This is a genomic window from Vibrio sinaloensis (assembly GCF_000808535.1).
Taxonomy (GTDB): Bacteria; Pseudomonadota; Gammaproteobacteria; order Enterobacterales; family Vibrionaceae; genus Vibrio; species Vibrio sinaloensis_D.
Genome location: NZ_JWLV01000001.1, coordinates 385,441 through 401,361, shown reverse-complemented (window position 1 = coordinate 401,361; position 15,921 = coordinate 385,441). Strand labels below are relative to the sequence as shown.

Here is a 15,921-nt window from a genome sequence, read left to right as displayed (position 1 = left end):
CATAGCAAGGGTGAGATAACTGGAGAGTTGCGAGATAGATCTTCTCAAATCATACTCTGCGTACAAACTCTCCAGTTAGGTTTGGGAGTGATATAGAACTATTGTGGCACGCTGGCCTCATCCACTAGGTAAAGAATTGACTGGTAAGGGATGCCACTATGATGCGATAGACCAATTTCACAGGTTCGGCTGTTACTAAAGCCACGATGACAGTTCTCAGGCACTTGTTCTTTGAGTGGATGAACCGCCGCCGCATTGAGCTCTGGCGTAGTGAAACCCTTGTCTCCAGCCCATCCACAACAAGCAATATGCTCAGGTATCACGACGTGGCTGGCGCAGCGCTGAGCTAGGGTCAACATGCTGTTTTCCAATCCCATTTTCCTAGAGCTGCAGGTGACATGCAGCATCACGGTCTCATTAATCGGTTTGATCTCCAAATGACGCAGCAGATACTTAGAAACAAAACCCGTAGGCTCGAGTATTTCCAGCGGTTTAGTAAAGTTATCGATGCTGCGTTTAGCGCAAGGACTGGTGTCCATGAGAACAGGATATTCGCCTTCGTAGCTTGCTTCCCAGAGAGCTTGCTCTAACTGAGCCGCTTTTTGCGTGGCGATATCTGTCATGCCTTTGCTGTCATAGGGCATTCCACAACACTGGTCATGAATACCTTCAGGGATGATAATTTCAAATCCAGCCTTCTTGATGAGTGACATTGTCACTTCAGTTAAGCTGCGCTGATCAGAAGCATTGGTTTGTTGCCCCATAGTGCGAGAGGCACAAGACGGGACGTACACCACTTTTTTGTCGGACTTAACCAGCAGTTCCAAAGACTTTTTTAGATTATGGCTGTTTGATTGAGGTGTCTCAGGAAGCCAAATCGGGGTCTTGTTCTTGGTGAGGCTACGCACGCCATTGGTCAACTTAGAGACACCATCTTCACCTATCACTTTCACCGCAATTTGGTTGGCTTTGAGAGAGGCGCGAGTGAGTGTTGTGGTGGTTGAGAAGTGATCCGCAGTCCACTTGGCAATTGGCGTAAACTTTTTGTACTTCGCGGTGCGCAGTTGTTTGACCAAATCACCCGTGTTGATACCCACCGGACAGCGGTCAGCACAAAGCCCAGTTGCCGCGCAAGTATCGAGCCCTTGGTATTCGAAGACTTTTTCTAATTCACTTGCGGTAACGGTTTCTCCTGCTGCTTTTCTGCGTTGTAGCTCTCGATAAAGCACGATACGTTGCCTTGGTGATAAGGTAAGCGTGCGGGAAGGGCAAACCGGTTCACAGAAACCACACTCAATACAGCGATCAACAATGTCGTCGGCTGCCGGCATCGGTTTTAAATTCTCAATATGTGAATGCGGGTTGTCATTGATGATTACGCCAGGGTTGAGTAATCCTTCAGGGTCGAACAGCTTTTTAATTTGTTGCATCAGTGCGTAGCCATCTTTGCCCCATTCAAGCTCGACGTAAGGCGCCATGTTACGGCCTGTGCCATGTTCTGCTTTCAATGAGCCTTGATATTTGACAGCGACAAGGTCAGCGACATCGTCCATGAATCCGCCGTAGCGATCAATTTCCTCTTGTGAGTCAAATCCTTGGGTGAAGACGAAATGCAAGTTCCCCTCTAGTGCGTGGCCAAAAATGATGGCTTCGCTGTAGTGATACTTATCGAACAGTGCCTGCAGATCTCGAACGCCATTGGCGAGATTCTCTACTGGAAACGCGACATCTTCAATGATGACGGTGGTGCCGACTTCACGAACAGCGCCGACGGCTGGGAACATACCTTTGCGAATTCCCCACAGCGTCACGACAGTCTTAGCATCCGTGGTAAAGGGAACCGATTCAATGATCGAGTACTCGCCGAGTGAGCCTAAAATGGCTTCACACTGGCTATCTAACTCTCCTTGAGAGCTGGCATGCGTTTCAACCAAGAGTGCCGCGGCTTCTATATCCAAATTTGGCATAAATTCAGGCATGCCGGGCTTGTCTGCGACTGAACGCAGTGCTCGACCATCCATCAACTCGACGGCTGCGACTGGCGTTTTCGCCAATGTGGCAACGGCTCGGCTTGCTTCTTCGATATCGGCGAACACCAGTAATGCTGAGGCTTTAAACTCGTGCTCGATGACCGTGTTGTAGGTGATCTCGGCGATAAACCCTAACGTGCCTTCAGAGCCGATAAGCAAATGTTCCAACACTTCAATGGGGTCAGAATAGTCGACCAGTGCGTTGAGTGCGTAGCCCGTGGTGTTTTTCAATCGATATTTATGTCGAATGCGCTCAGTGAGCTCTGCATTGCTTTGCGTTTGCGCTACAAGATTTGAAAGCCCTTGGTAAATGTCAGGGCGGGTCACTTTAAAGGCATCGATACTGGCTTTGCTTGAGGTGTCGAGCAAGGTGCCATCGGCGAAAACCACTTTGACACTGTCTACCGTTCGATAGGAGTTTTGCGCGGTTCCACAACACATCCCACTGGCATTGTTGGCTGCAATGCCACCAATCTTACAGGTGTTTATAGACGCAGGGTCGGGGCCAATTTTGCGCTTGAAAGGCGCCAGATATTTGTTTGCATCGGCGCCAATAACCCCCGGCTGAAGAATGATTTTGTGCCCATCGTCAACAATATCGTGTCCACGCCAATCATCGGTGAGAGTGATTAGGACGGAATCAGAGACCGCTTGACCAGACAAACTCGTGCCCGCTGCACGGAAGGTAAAGTGGAGGCCAAGTTCTCGGCAGCTTTGTATCGCGTAGATGACTTCGCTGAGATCTTTAAGGCGTAAAACGATTTGCGGCACCAAGCGATAAAAACTCGCATCGGTGCCGTAAGCTAAACGCTTTGCTTCTTGGGTAACAATGCGTTCGGGGTCAATTTGTAGAGCAAGCAAGGCTTCAAGCTGCTCGTAAGTGGCTTTCGAAATTGTGTTGGCCATCATTGCTTCCTTGTGCTGATGTCACGGGTAGGGCGTCTTTCTGATTATTGTGAGGTTGTTCTCTCTTCCCGTGAGTCAAAGGTGTCACATCTTGTTCTTAAAAGCCGTGACACCCATTAAATTAATCGATTAGATGCTGACCAGTGAATCTCGGTTCAGATCCTGAATGGTTTTCGCGCCTGTTAGTGTCATCGCAACGCGCATCTCTTTTTCATACAGATCTAAGAGATTTTCAACGCCAGCTTGACCTTGCGCAGCCAGCGCGTAGATGTAAGAACGACCAAGCATGGCACAATCGGCACCCAGTGCGAGCATACGCACGACATCTAACCCAGTGCGAATACCGGAATCGACGAAGATTTTCATATCTCCCTTCACTGCATCTGCAATAGCAGGAAGAGCTTTGGCAGAAGACATAACGCCGTCGAGCTGGCGACCACCGTGGTTTGACACAACAATGCCGTCCGCGCCAAATTTCACGGCGTCTTTTGCATCTTCAACGTCCAGAATGCCTTTGATCACCATTGGTCCATCCCAAAAGTCACGAATCCATTCAAGGTCTTTCCAGCTAATTGAAGGGTCGAAGTTTTCACCCAACCAACCAATGTAGTCTTCGAGTTTGGTCGGCTCTCCACGATAAGTTGAAATGTTGCCCAGATCGTGCGGTTTGCCAAACAAGCCAACATCAAACGCCCATTGTGGGTGGCGCATTGCTTGGAATACACGTCTTGCTGCGGCATTCGGACCGCTCATACCAGAATGCATGTCGCGGTAACGGGCGCCCGGAACAGGCATATCAACCGTGAATACCAAGGTTGTCACGCCTGCGGCTTTTGCTCGTTCCAAAACGTTCTTCATAAAGCCGCGATCTTTCAGCACATAGAGCTGAAACCACATCGGGCGCTCAATCGCTGGTGCGACTTCTTCAATGGGGCAAACTGACACCGTCGACATGGTAAACGGAATACCTTTTTTCTCGGCGGCTTTTGCGGCTTGTACTTCGCCACGACGCGCATACATTCCGGTTAGACCGACTGGAGATAGTGCGATAGGAAGCGCCATCTTTTCGCCGAAGATTTCGGTATCGAGGTTAAGCTCAGACATGTCGTTCAACACACGCTGTTTAAGCGCAATATCTGCAAGATCTTCTGTGTTGCGTCTCAGAGTATGCTCACCATAAGAGCCGCCATCAATGTAATGGAAAAGAAAAGGTGGGAGCTTTGATTTCGCCGCTTTGCGGTAATCAGTAGAGGCAGAGATAATCATAATTCAATCCTACAAATGGTGTATTTGGGCCTTTCTTTGAAGGCTAGAGTCAAACTGTTTAGGGTGGCGTTAATACTCGCTTGGAGTGACACTAGTGCCGTTCTTGTCAGGGGATGAGTATTAACGCCGTGGATTTATTTAACCAGTGCGTCCGTAATGTTTAGGCCATAAATGGCAATTAAACCAATGACGCCAGTCAGGACTAAGTAGTAGAACGTTGGGATAACCGTTTTGCGTAGCGTCGCACCTTCGCGGCCCAGTAGTCCCACCGTTGCTGATGCAGCAACCACATTGTGAATCGCGATCATGTTACCCGCTGCTGCGCCAACCGCTTGAAGTGCTACTACAACCGCACTAGAGATAGAGAGTGTCTGCGCAACTTCAAATTGGAACTGGCTAAACATCATGTTGGACACCGTGTTTGAGCCTGCAATGAAAGCGCCTAATGCACCGACGGTCGCGCTCAACGCTGGGAAGGCTTCACCTACGAGGCCAGCGGCAAAGTTGGCGGTTGTGACTGGCATACTGGCTAAGTCAGCGCCATTGACGCCAGAGTTGATGAAGATGCGCACCATAGGAATAGTGAAGACCAATACAAAGCCTGCACCAATCAAGGTTTTGCTCGATTCGCCAAACGCTTTTGCAAGCGGAGCAGCGCTACGTGCTTGAAGCAATACAGCGATAAGCGCGACGAAGACTAGGATGCCACCTGGTAGGTAAAGGGGTTGAATGGCAGTGCTGATACCGGTTTCGCCCAAAATATTGCTAAACGATAGGCTTACGCTGGTTAGCATCGCTTTGAAATCGGCGCTGACGCGGCTCGCAACCAGGACCACAGCCAATAGCACGTATGGGAACCACGCCATGACCATACTCATCGGCTTGCTCTTGCTGTCTTCTAGATCAATCTTCAGTGAGCCCAACCATTCTGCTGGCCACTTATCTTCTTTCTCAAAGTCCCATGTTGTTTTAGGTACCAAGAAGCCACGTTTTGCCGCAGATACGACGATAGAAAGTCCAACCAAACCGCCAATCAGTGATGGGAACTCCGCACCGAGGAAAACACCCGTTAGTGCATACGGAATGGTAAAGGCTAAGCCCGCAAAAATAGCAAACGGTAGAATGTCTAGCCCTTCTGTCCAGCTCTTGTTTTTGCCGAAGAAGCGCGTCAGCATCATTGCCATTAGTACTGGAATTAGCGTACCTACGGTGGCGTGAATCATCGCAACGCTTGAGGTAATTTGTTGTAAGTAGGCATCCCAAGTGGAGCCATTCGCGAGTAGCGCTTCAGAGATATTGTGCGTATCAAGACCTTTGTTTACCCCAACGATGATAGGGGTGCCTACTGCGCCAAAGGAAACAGGCGTCGATTGAATCATCATACCCATTAAAACCGCGGCGAGAGCTGGGAATCCGATCGCGACTAACAGTGGCGCCGCAATCGCTGCTGGCGTACCAAAACCTGATGCGCCTTCAATAAACGAGCCAAAGCACCAAGCGATGATGATGGCCTGAACACGGCGGTCAGGTGAGATGTTAGTAAACCCGTTGCGAATGGTGGTGATTGCGCCGGTGTGTTTAAGCGTATTGAGTAGGAAGATGGCGCCAAACACAATCCATAAGACCGCGACAGTGATGCCTAGCCCTTGAAAAACAGACGCTAAAACGCGTGTGGTCGACATGTCCCACCCAAATAGGGCAATGATAACGGTTAATCCAAATGCGACAGGCATCGCGCGTTTGGCTGGCCAATTAAGGCCGACAAGTAATATGGCAGCCACCACGATTGGTGAGAAGGCCACTAGGGCAAGTAAAGTTTCACTCATTGGTACATCCTCGTACAGGCATAATCCCTTCACGTTTTGCTAGGGATGACTTGTTAAATCCGGGCTCTAAAGAGTCTCTTAGATTTTATATTTGTGATAATTGTGTTAATTCGAGGTGAATTTACCCCTTTATTTTTTATTGATATAGGGAAATAATGAAAATAATTAATTCCAAAAATGACATAATCAATGCGCGCAGATGACTTAATTCTGTTTTCTCAAGTCGTGGAAATGGGCAGCTTTAGTAAGGTAGCTGAAACAAATAACCTTACAAATTCGGTAGTTAGCAAACGAATAGCACGTTTGGAAGAAGAGTTGGGCGTTCAGTTATTATATCGCACAACGCGTAAATTAACGCTGACTGAGGCGGGCAAAGCGCTGACGCATGGGGCTAAAAATGTGAAGCAAGCCACTTTGGAGGCTATGGATGCGGTTTCAGGCTTTGGTGAAAACATCAGCGGTCACATCAAGATGTCGGTGCCGACCATTTCAGGTGATTTGATTTTAGCCGATGCGGTCGCCGAATTTTGCAACACGCACCCTGGCCTGAGCGTTGATATGTCACTAGATAACCGTTTCGTCGACCTAGTTGAGGGCGGGTATGATTTGGTGATTCGCACAGGGTATTTGGAAGACTCAAGCCTGATCGCTCGACATATTCTCGACTCGCAATGGGTAGTGTGCGCGTCGCCTGCGTATGTGGCACGAAACAGTAAGCCAGTGAAACCTGAAGACTTAACTCAGCACAACTGTTTGCAATACGCTTACCAAACCACAGGGGCGAGTGAATGGGAGTTTAAAGGAAAAGAGGGCAATTACATTGTTCGCGTGTCCGGTTCGTTTTCAACAGACAACGCCACCGCACTGAGGAAAGCTGCTTTGGGTGGCCATGGCATTGCTTATGTACCACGATGCTTGGTGTATCACGACATTCGCAATGGCCAACTGGTGGATCTGTTTCCAGAGCAGGTAGGAAAGCGATTAGGCATTTACGCCGTCTATCCGTTTACCCGTCAACCCCCCAATAAAGTAAAACTGCTGATTGAACATATCCGCGCACGCTATTTAGCTATTTCACATTACTTTTAATCAGCCCTGAAAAGAAAAACGCCGATGCATCCATGCATCGGCGATAAGTCGGCGGCCAAACCGAACTGATAGAGTAAGCTTAGGCGGCTTCTTCGGATTCGTCCAAGTCAAATGATGCCGCAATCAGCTTTTTGGTGTAATCGTTTTTCGGATGGTGGAAGATTTCATCCGCAGTTCCCTGTTCCATAACCTCACCTTTTTGCATCACGAGCACGCGATCAGAAAGTGCTTTGACCACACTCAAGTCATGGCTGATAAACAAGAAACCGATATTGTGCTTCTTCTGAATGTCTTTAAGCAGGTCAATCACCGTTAACTGAACAGAGCGGTCCAATGCAGATGTTGGCTCATCAAGCAGAATGAAAGAAGGCTCCAGAATCAGCGCGCGTGCAATCGCAATACGCTGGCGTTGACCCCCGGAAAACTCGTGAGGGTAGCGGTTGATGGAGTGAGGATCCAAACGTACTTCTTCCAGCGCTTTACGTGCACGTTGCATTCGCTCTGACTTTGTCATGGTTGGCTGGTGGACGGTTAGCCCTTCAGTGATGATTTCACCAATGGTCATACGAGGAGAAAGCGAGCCGTATGGGTCTTGGAACACCATCTGCACATCTTTCTTTAACTCAAAACGTTGCTTTTCGCTCAATTGACCGACGTCTTGCCCTTTAAAGTGAATCGTCCCGCTACTTGGGAGTAGGCCAATTAAGGCACGCCCTAACGTAGATTTACCTGAACCAGACTCACCCACAATACCCAAGGTTTCACCCTGCTTAAGTTCGAGTGAAATGCCTTTTACCGCTTCGAAGTACTGGTTTTTGCTCTGAATAAAGTGCGACTTAATTAAGAACTTGACGCGAATATCGTCGGCTTTTAGTAGAGCCGGCGCGTTGTCTTCAATTGGGTCTTTGCCGCCGCGAGGGATCGAATTGATCAGCATTTTGGTGTAGTCGTGCTGTGGATTGGCAAATAGCGCTTGGCATTCACCTTCTTCGACTACATCACCTTTACACATCACCACCACACGATCCGCAAGGTGTTTTACGACACCGAGGTCGTGAGTGATAAACAAGATCGCCATGCCGAGTTTGCTTTGAATCTCTTTAATCAGATTAAGCACTTCTGCCTGAACCGTCACATCAAGAGCGGTGGTCGGCTCGTCGGCGATCAAGATGTCTGGCTCGTTGATCAACGCCATCGCAATCATGATGCGTTGCAGCTGACCGCCAGAAAACTCATGAGGGTATTTGGTGTAGGCTTGCTCGATATTTGGCAGGTGAACTAAGTCAAATAGCTCAAGAACCTTCGCCTTTGCTTGAGAGCGGGAGACAGGGCGATGGCACATAATCGCTTCGGCTACTTGGATACCGACGCGCATGTATGGATTTAGCGAGGTCATTGGCTCTTGGAAAATCATACCGATACGATCGCCACGAATGGATTGCATCGCGACTTCCGATTTATCAAGCAGCTCTTCACCTTCAAACACGATGCTTGATTGTGAATGAACAATCGAATTGTTCGGCAATAATTGCATCAGTGCATTGGATGAAACGGATTTACCGCTGCCGGATTCCCCAACAATGGCCAGTGTTTCACCTTTAAACAGTTCAAAGTTCACATCCTTAACCGCATCAACGATGCCATCGTTGGTGGTAAAGCTAACTGAAAGGTTCTTCACCTTTAGTATTGGCGTCTGTGACATGTGTATTCCTTTATAGTTTTAATTTATGACGCGAGAGCTCTCCGAAGCGCCATGAAAAGATTTCAACGCGGCGAAGTGATGGTGTGCTTTTTGTACTTGTTCATACTCAAGCATCCACTGCGCATTGCGTTGCGCGGTGCAAAATGCCCCCATGTGACGAAGAAGCTCATCGCTATTTTTTTCCAAAATATGGTGAGTCGCTTTCACCAAATCGGATGTTTCAATGGACATAAACTGAAGGAGCGCATAGCTCTGGTTCAATAGGTCAAATGCACGTTGATGCTGGCCCATTTTGTTGAGAATCTCTGACTGGGACACTGCAGCGTCTCGCAAACCAGTGAGCAAACAACTGAATTGGCAGGGCTTGGTCTCTTCGCAGTCCATTGCAGATTGAATATGGTGGGGCAAATGAGAAAGCACTTGATCGTACAGATAATGGGCTTCTGGCCAGTGGCCTTGTTCCAGCAATTGTTCCGCTTTTAGGTAATGCGTCCAACATTGTTGTAGATCCATGTGTGTTTACTCCACCAAATTCTTGATGGAGCATATTTAAATGCAATTTATTTACGATTGCAAATAATTATCATTTGATCGCAATGTTGGCTTATGATTGATGGTTATTTGACCGAACAGATTCAATTTCTGCCTAAGTCACTAAATTATAACTAAATATGTCCTAAACTAAGGCAATAGAGACCCAATAAGAACAACAACAAGGAACGAGGATATGGCGATTCAGCGACTAGAAGCGAGCCAGCTATACCATGCCGCAGAGTTAGAAACCCTGCCGAGCAAATCAACCAAAGAGTTGGCACCCATCGATGAAATTGTAGGTCAAGAACGTGCTCAGAAAGCGGTAGAATTTGCTATGTCCATTAAGGAAAAGGGCTACAACATCTACGCGATCGGCCAAAATGGTCTTGGCAAACGTACGATGATCTTACGTTATTTAAACCGACACCAACATGATGCGAACGAGCTGTTCGACTGGTGTTACGTGGCGAACTTTGAAGATATTCGAACTCCGAAGGTCTTGAAATTACCTTGCGGTGTTGGCAGCAAGTTAAAGCAAGACATTGAAAAGTTAGTTTCGAAGCTGCTCAATGCGATGCCACTCGCGTTCGACAATGAACTCTACTACAGCCGAGCTGACCGTCTAAAAAACCAGTTGGCGACCAAACAAGAGGCAGAGCTCGCACAAATCACTAAAGAGGCAAAAGCCAAAGGCATCAGTCTGACCATCACCAGCCAAGGTGACTACCAGTTTGTTGCGATGAATGGCGAAGAACTGCACAGCGAAGAATCGTTTGATGCATTAAGCAAAAAAGAGCAAGAGCACTTTGGCGCCGCGATTGACGATCTTGAAGTGCAACTGCGCAACATGGTTCGCCAGTTGACGGAATGGGAAGAAGCCTACAGCGAGAAAATCAAAAAGTTGAATGATGACGTGACGCTAGACGTGATCACTCATTTTATTAAGCAGCTCAAAAAAGATTACTCTGGCTACTCAGAAATCAAAACTTACCTGACTGAACTGCAGCAAGATATTGTCGATAACGCTGATATTTTTCTTGAGCAAAGCGCAGAGCAAGGTGAAGTAGCGACCGCTTCTTTGGATAAGAAATTACCGCGCCGATACAAGGTTAACGTCCTTGTAAGCCGTAAAGACAGCGATTTTCCTATTGTTGTAGAAGAGAACCCGAACTATCACTCATTGTTTGGTTACGTAGAAACGGCAACCTTTAAAGGCACCGTGTTTACGGATTTCTCACTGATTCGCCCCGGTAGCTTGCATAAGGCCAATGGCGGAGTATTACTGATGGATGCTCAGAAGGTGCTTGAGCAGCCTTATGTTTGGGATGGCTTAAAGCGAGCGCTGCGTGCGCGTCAGTTAAGTTTTTCTTCACTGGAGAAAGAGGTGACGCTAACAGGGGCGGTTTCACTGGACCCTGAACCGATCCCATTGGATGTGAAAATCATCTTGTTTGGTGACTATCGTACCTACCAACTTCTGCAGCACTATGATCCAGAGTTCAGCGAGCTATTTCGTGTGACGGCAGACTTCGAGGATGAAATGCCTCGTTGTCCTGAGGCTGAGCTTCAGTATGCGCGCTTTATATCTAGTGTCGTCAATGACAACAATATGCTGCATTGCGATAAGAAAGCCATTGCACGCATCATTGAGCACAGTTCTCGCCTTGCAGGTGACCAGACTAAGCTCTCTTTGCATTCTGCCAACATCGCTAACTTACTGCGTGAATCAAACTACGTCGCTCGGCAAGCCAACTCAAACATGATTCGCTCAAATCATGTTGAAGAAGCATTGTCCAATCAGGAACTGCGAGTCAGCCGTTTGAAAGATACCGTGATGGAAGGTTTCATTAACGGAACAACGCTTCTACAAACAGAGGGGCAAGCGGTCGGTCAAGTCAATGCGTTGTCGGTGCTCAGTACCAGCGAATACATGTTTGGTGCACCAAACCGAATTACCGCGACGACCTGTTATGGCGACGGTGATGTGATAGACATTGAACGCAGCGTCGATCTGGGTGGCAGTATTCACTCGAAAGGGGTGATGATTTTAAGTGCCTACTTGTCATCGGTGTTTGGTAAAACGGCCAAAGTGCCGCTCAATACCACCATTACGTTTGAGCAGTCTTACGGTGGCGTCGATGGTGATAGCGCGAGCATGGCGGAGTTTTGCGCAGTGGTATCGGCATTCTCCAAACAACCGAATCGCCAAGACATTGCAATTACTGGCTCGATGAACCAGTTTGGCGAGTCTCAACCGATTGGTGGGGTGAATGAGAAGATCGAGGGCTTCTTTGATGTCTGTGGCATTAAAGGTCGCAGCAATGAACAAGGGGTGATCATTCCACGTTCAAACATGCATAACTTGATGCTAAGGCCAGACGTAGTTAAAGCCGTCGAGAAGGGCGAGTTCCACATTTGGGCGATTGACCATGTCACTGAGGCGATTGAGCTCTTTATGGGCAAACCTGCGGGTGAGCCGAGTGAGGAGGGCAGTTATCCAATAGACACCATTTTCGGTATCGCGCAAGCGAAGTTAAATGCATTGCGCAAATAGTGTTTCTCGCTTAGATAAACAACCCTAAAATGAAATGCCAGTTCAATGATTGAACTGGCATTTTTTATCCCGATAAGTGCGATTGTTTTTCTATTCCGTTAACTCTTTGCGCACGATGGCGGCACCTTCGCTGAGTGCACTGAGTTTCGCCGAGGCAACGTCGCGAGCAAGGGGCGCCATACCACAGTTAGTACATGGGTAAAGTTTGTCGGCATCTACATACTTGAGTGCTTCGCGCAGTGTGTTTGCCACTTCCTCGGGCGTTTCAATTTCGTTGGTCGCGACATCAATCGCGCCAACCATTACCTTCTTACCACGCACTAGCTCAAGTAGCTCCACAGGAACCCGTGAGTTGTGACACTCCAAAGAGATGATGTCGATGTTGGACTGTTGTAGTTTCGGAAAGACCTCTTCATATTGACGCCATTCTGAGCCTAGAGTTTTCTTCCAATCCGTATTGGCTTTAATGCCGTATCCGTAACAGATATGCACCGCGGTCTCACACTTCAAGCCTTCAATGGCGCGCTCCAGACAAGCAATGCCCCAGTCGTTGACGTCATCAAAAAAGACGTTAAAGGCAGGCTCATCAAACTGGATAATATCAACGCCAGCCGCCTCTAGTTCCTTGGCCTCTTGGTTGAGAATTTTTGCAAATTCCCATGCTAGTTTTTCGCGGCTCTGATAGTGATCATCGTAGAGCGTATCGATCATCGTCATAGGGCCAGGAAGCGCCCACTTGATCGGTTTATCGGTTTGCTGACGCAAGTACTTTGCGTCTTCAACAAACACCGACTTTGGCCTTGATACCGGGCCAACCACGCTAGGTACGCTGGCTTCGTAGCGATTGCGAATCGTCACGGTTTTGCGCTGCTCGAAGTCTACGCCGTCGAGGTGTTCGATAAAGGTTGTGACAAAGTGTTGTCGAGTCTGCTCTCCGTCACTGACAATATCTATCCCTGCGCGTTGTTGATCGTGCAGTGATAAGTTGAGCGCATCTTGTTTTCCGCTAACGAGTTCATCGCCTTCCAATTTCCAAGGAGACCAAAGCGTTTCTGGTTGAGCCAGCCAAGAGGGTTTTGGCAAACTGCCCGCGGTTGAAGTTGGTAATAGAGTTTTCATAATCAATGCCACCGTAAATGAGTTATAACGCGTAGTTTGCCGACCAATTCTCGAGGATCGATTGGTAAGGTTTGATGAAATGTTCTTCAGCGAACTTGCCTTGTTGCACTGCCAACTGGCTTCGTTCTACTCGGTCATAGACAATTTGAGTCACAGAGTGGTCTGAGTTTTTCAGATTCGGTTTGTAGCATTTCCCCGCAACCGCATTCGCGTTGTAGATCTCTGGACGATAGATTTTTTGGAATGTTTCCATTGTGCTGATGGTGCTGATTAACTCCAAGTTCGTGTAGTCATTTAACAAGTCACCAAAAAAGTAGAATGCAAACGGAGCAACACTATTTGGTGGCATAAAGTAGCGCACTTGCAGCCCCATTTTTTGGAAATATTGTTCCGTTAACGAAGATTCGTTAGGTTGGTACTCGTAACCCAATACTGGATGCTGGTTTTCAGTGCGGAAATAGGTTTTATTGTCTGAAACACTTAAGCAAATGACTGGCGGTTTATTAAAGTGCTGCTTGTAAGTTGAAGAGTCGACAAAATATTTAAACAGCTTACCGTGGAGGTCGCCGAAATTATCTGGCACCGTGAATTGCGGTTGATCTTTATTATGGTCGAGAAGAAGAACGCTAAAGTCGTAATCACGAACGTAGGAAGAGAAGTTATTTCCTACGATGCCTTCAATACGCTCATTGGTTTTATGATCGACGATATATGTCTTTAGCACTTCGATTGAAGGGAAACTTTCGTCGCCTTCAACCACGTCCATATCGACAGAGACAATCTCGAGTTCCACTGAGTAACGGTCACCGTTTGGGTTATCCCAGTGTGCTAAGGCATTGAAACGGTTATCGATCATCTTTAACGCATTACGAAGGTTGGCTTGGCGGCTTTCCCCACGTGCCAAGTTGGCAAAATTGGTGGTGATTCGAGTGCTATCTGCTGGTTGATAATGTTCGTCAAGGCTGATGCTTTTAATCGTAAAGTTGAAATCTGTACTCATGGCGGTCTGCGATCCTATTTCCTGAGATGAAAGCTGATTTATAATTTTGCTCGCTGCGAGATATTCCTTGTTATATTTCTCGCGCTCTACCCGTATTTTGTTTGGTGATTCTATTGAGCGTCATGGGTATTTTGAGCGTTGATTGAGTTATACCGTTGAACAGCAGGTTAATAACAGCGGAAATCCTTCACATTCAATATGAGAAAAATTCATGTTTATTCCGAACCGTGAAGGGATATATTGATGTGCTACAAACGGCGAATGGAATCGTTTTAATCGTCGCCGCGATAAACAAATAAAGGTGAAGCAGTGAATGACATAGTGTTATTAGTGGTGATGTGTGCGTTGTTAGGCAGCGGCGTAGGTTTCTTAGCCGGATTACTCGGTATTGGCGGTGGGTTAGTGATTGTGCCGATACTGAGCGTGATTTTGTTGCACTTCCAAGTCTTGCCTGCAGAGCAGGTGGTGATCTGTGCGATCGCAACCTCCCTCGCGTCGATTCTGTTTACTTCCACCTCTTCGGCGCTTGCCCATCATCGAAATGGTAATGTGCCATGGGAATTGGCGCCGTGGATTATGACTGGTGTGGCTCTTGGTGCGCTTGTGAGTGGTTTTCTGGCCGCGCTACTACCTGAGCAGGTGGTGCGCATTGTATTTGCTGTCAGCGTTGTGCTTATCGCCCTTAAAATGTTGTTTGGTGGCAAAGGGGACAACTCGACAGAGCGCGCTATGCCAAATAAAGGGTTACTGACGGTGTTAACCACGTTGACTGGTGGTTTGTCGGCAATGATTGGGATCGGTGGCGGTGCGTTGTTGGTGCCTTTGTTAACCTTTTTCTCTGTCGATATGAAAAAAGCCATTGGCTGCGCATCGGCGTGTGGGATTGTCATCGCGCTGAGCGGTTCTGTTGGCTATATCACCTCAGGCAGTGCTGACTTTGCCCTTAGCGATGGGTTTGCGGGCTTTGTCTACTTGCCAGCACTGTTTGGCATCGTTTGTACCTCTTGGTTTACTGCGCCGCTTGGGGCGAAAGCAACGCAATCCTTGCCCGTTGCGGTTATTAAGAAAATCTTCGCGGCACTCTTGCTTGCGATGGCAACCAACATGGCGCTTAGCTAACGCTCTTCGTTCTGCCAAGCAATCGAACGGTTTGCTTGGCAGAGTGGGTTAAAGCCAAATATGGTTGATTGGCGTGTTACGCTCGTAGTGATAAGCGATTTGTGCCTGCAATAGCTCAGCGGTGGCCACGGCATCTGTGAGCGCATGGTGCGGAGTGTATTGTGGTAAACCGTAGCGAGAGCGGCTCGCACTAAGTCTAACTGAAGCCGGTTTGCGCCCCTTTAATCGATTTAAAAGCCCACCGTTGGATTTTTGTTGGACTAAGGTTTCGAGTTGCATGGTGTCAACGACGGGAAATTCGATCCCTTCATTGATACGGGTAAGTAGCGCTCGGTTAAAAAACTCTCTCTCTATTCGCTGATAATGGACGACCACAATTCGCCCTTGCATTTGCGCCAATATCTCAGCGAACACTTCACTTAAATCAGGCGCATCCAAGACATCTGAGTGGGTGATGCCGTGGATGATCACTGAGTCTTCTTCAAGTTGTTTCCGAGGACGAACCGTCCAGTGTTTGGCTTGGTTAATCAACACTCGGTTGAGCGTGAAAGGGACCGTACCAATGGTGATGATGTCATCTTGCTCAGAATCTAGCCCTGTGGTTTCAAAATCCATTGCCAAAAAAGTGACCTCGTCGAGAGGCGTTTGCGCGTCAACCACACCGGCTTGATAGTATTCGCGCAGTTCGGGATGCTGAACCGATTCCAGTTTGCGTTTGAACTTCATTGGCCAGTCTATACTCGGCGGCGTCATAATTCGTTTGATCATTGTCGCCT

11 protein-coding genes are annotated in these 15,921 nt (G+C 47.9%); 3 read left to right on the top strand and 8 right to left on the bottom strand.

Features of this window, described 5'->3' with window-relative positions; translation table 11 throughout:
* Window positions 1-98 precede the first annotated feature (98 nt).
* The 3 genes from RJ47_RS01765 to RJ47_RS01755 all read right to left on the bottom strand — a co-directional run bounded on the left by RJ47_RS01765 (window position 99) and on the right by RJ47_RS01755 (window position 6,028).
* The gene (locus RJ47_RS01765) at window positions 99-2,936 is read right to left on the bottom strand and encodes an FAD-binding and (Fe-S)-binding domain-containing protein (RefSeq protein WP_419831517.1); all 2,838 of its coding nucleotides are present in this window, start codon (window positions 2,934-2,936) and stop codon (window positions 99-101) included.
* 129 nt (window positions 2,937-3,065) lie between these two features.
* Complete coding sequence (lldD, locus tag RJ47_RS01760; RefSeq protein ID WP_039480807.1) at window positions 3,066-4,202, bottom strand: FMN-dependent L-lactate dehydrogenase LldD; 1,137 nt, start codon at window positions 4,200-4,202, stop codon at window positions 3,066-3,068.
* A gap of 134 nt (window positions 4,203-4,336) precedes the next feature.
* Window positions 4,337-6,028, bottom strand: coding sequence for an L-lactate permease (locus RJ47_RS01755; RefSeq protein WP_038136521.1), 1,692 nt, complete (start codon window positions 6,026-6,028; stop codon window positions 4,337-4,339).
* 189 nt (window positions 6,029-6,217) lie between these two features.
* On the opposite strand from RJ47_RS01755, the gene RJ47_RS01750 reads away from it, so the two are divergent.
* Window positions 6,218-7,117: a LysR family transcriptional regulator gene (locus tag RJ47_RS01750; RefSeq protein WP_005473630.1), complete on the top strand. Its 900-nt coding sequence runs from the start codon at window positions 6,218-6,220 to the stop codon at window positions 7,115-7,117.
* Window positions 7,118-7,196: 79 nt separating this feature from the next.
* Here RJ47_RS01750 and RJ47_RS01745 read toward each other — a convergent pair whose 3' ends face one another.
* Window positions 7,197-8,819, bottom strand: coding sequence for an ABC transporter ATP-binding protein (locus RJ47_RS01745; RefSeq protein ID WP_039480805.1), 1,623 nt, complete (start codon window positions 8,817-8,819; stop codon window positions 7,197-7,199).
* A gap of 18 nt (window positions 8,820-8,837) precedes the next feature.
* Complete coding sequence (locus RJ47_RS01740) at window positions 8,838-9,332, bottom strand: hypothetical protein (RefSeq protein ID WP_005473676.1); 495 nt, start codon at window positions 9,330-9,332, stop codon at window positions 8,838-8,840.
* A gap of 214 nt (window positions 9,333-9,546) precedes the next feature.
* Between RJ47_RS01740 and RJ47_RS01735 the strand changes: the two genes are divergently transcribed.
* On the top strand, window positions 9,547-11,907 hold the full coding sequence (locus RJ47_RS01735) for a Lon protease family protein (protein WP_038216613.1): 2,361 nt from the start codon (window positions 9,547-9,549) through the stop codon (window positions 11,905-11,907).
* A 90-nt stretch (window positions 11,908-11,997) separates the two neighbouring features.
* Here RJ47_RS01735 and RJ47_RS01730 read toward each other — a convergent pair whose 3' ends face one another.
* Together RJ47_RS01730 and RJ47_RS01725 are read right to left on the bottom strand one after the other, a co-directional pair.
* Entirely contained in the window at window positions 11,998-13,026 is a 1,029-nt protein-coding gene (locus RJ47_RS01730) for a methionine synthase (protein WP_038136528.1), read from the bottom strand.
* Between the two features lie 22 nt (window positions 13,027-13,048).
* Entirely contained in the window at window positions 13,049-14,026 is a 978-nt protein-coding gene (locus tag RJ47_RS01725; protein ID WP_038188856.1) for a DUF1852 domain-containing protein, read from the bottom strand.
* 336 nt (window positions 14,027-14,362) lie between these two features.
* Here RJ47_RS01725 and RJ47_RS01720 point away from each other — a divergent pair, with 336 nt between their 5' ends.
* Complete coding sequence (locus RJ47_RS01720; RefSeq protein WP_005473680.1) at window positions 14,363-15,145, top strand: sulfite exporter TauE/SafE family protein; 783 nt, start codon at window positions 14,363-14,365, stop codon at window positions 15,143-15,145.
* Between the two features lie 48 nt (window positions 15,146-15,193).
* Here the strand turns inward: RJ47_RS01720 and RJ47_RS01715 are convergent, their stop codons facing one another.
* Window positions 15,194-15,913 (bottom strand): 3'-5' exonuclease, encoded by a 720-nt coding sequence (locus RJ47_RS01715; protein ID WP_039480803.1) that lies wholly within the window; start codon window positions 15,911-15,913, stop codon window positions 15,194-15,196.
* Window positions 15,914-15,921 lie beyond the last annotated feature (8 nt).

Bases quoted from the DNA above. Each gene is read 5' to 3' on its own strand.
- RJ47_RS01765 (WP_419831517.1), bottom strand. From the start codon at position 2,936: ATGGCCAACACAATTTCGAAAGCCACTTACGAGCAGCTTGAAGCCTTG.
- lldD (WP_039480807.1), bottom strand. From the start codon at position 4,202: ATGATTATCTCTGCCTCTACTGATTACCGCAAAGCGGCGAAATCAAAG.
- RJ47_RS01755 (WP_038136521.1), bottom strand. From the start codon at position 6,028: ATGAGTGAAACTTTACTTGCCCTAGTGGCCTTCTCACCAATCGTGGTG.
- RJ47_RS01750 (WP_005473630.1), top strand. From the start codon at position 6,218: ATGCGCGCAGATGACTTAATTCTGTTTTCTCAAGTCGTGGAAATGGGC.
- RJ47_RS01745 (WP_039480805.1), bottom strand. From the start codon at position 8,819: ATGTCACAGACGCCAATACTAAAGGTGAAGAACCTTTCAGTTAGCTTT.
- RJ47_RS01740 (WP_005473676.1), bottom strand. From the start codon at position 9,332: ATGGATCTACAACAATGTTGGACGCATTACCTAAAAGCGGAACAATTG.
- RJ47_RS01735 (WP_038216613.1), top strand. From the start codon at position 9,547: ATGGCGATTCAGCGACTAGAAGCGAGCCAGCTATACCATGCCGCAGAG.
- RJ47_RS01730 (WP_038136528.1), bottom strand. From the start codon at position 13,026: ATGAAAACTCTATTACCAACTTCAACCGCGGGCAGTTTGCCAAAACCC.
- RJ47_RS01725 (WP_038188856.1), bottom strand. From the start codon at position 14,026: ATGAGTACAGATTTCAACTTTACGATTAAAAGCATCAGCCTTGACGAA.
- RJ47_RS01720 (WP_005473680.1), top strand. From the start codon at position 14,363: ATGTGTGCGTTGTTAGGCAGCGGCGTAGGTTTCTTAGCCGGATTACTC.
- RJ47_RS01715 (WP_039480803.1), bottom strand. From the start codon at position 15,913: ATGATCAAACGAATTATGACGCCGCCGAGTATAGACTGGCCAATGAAG.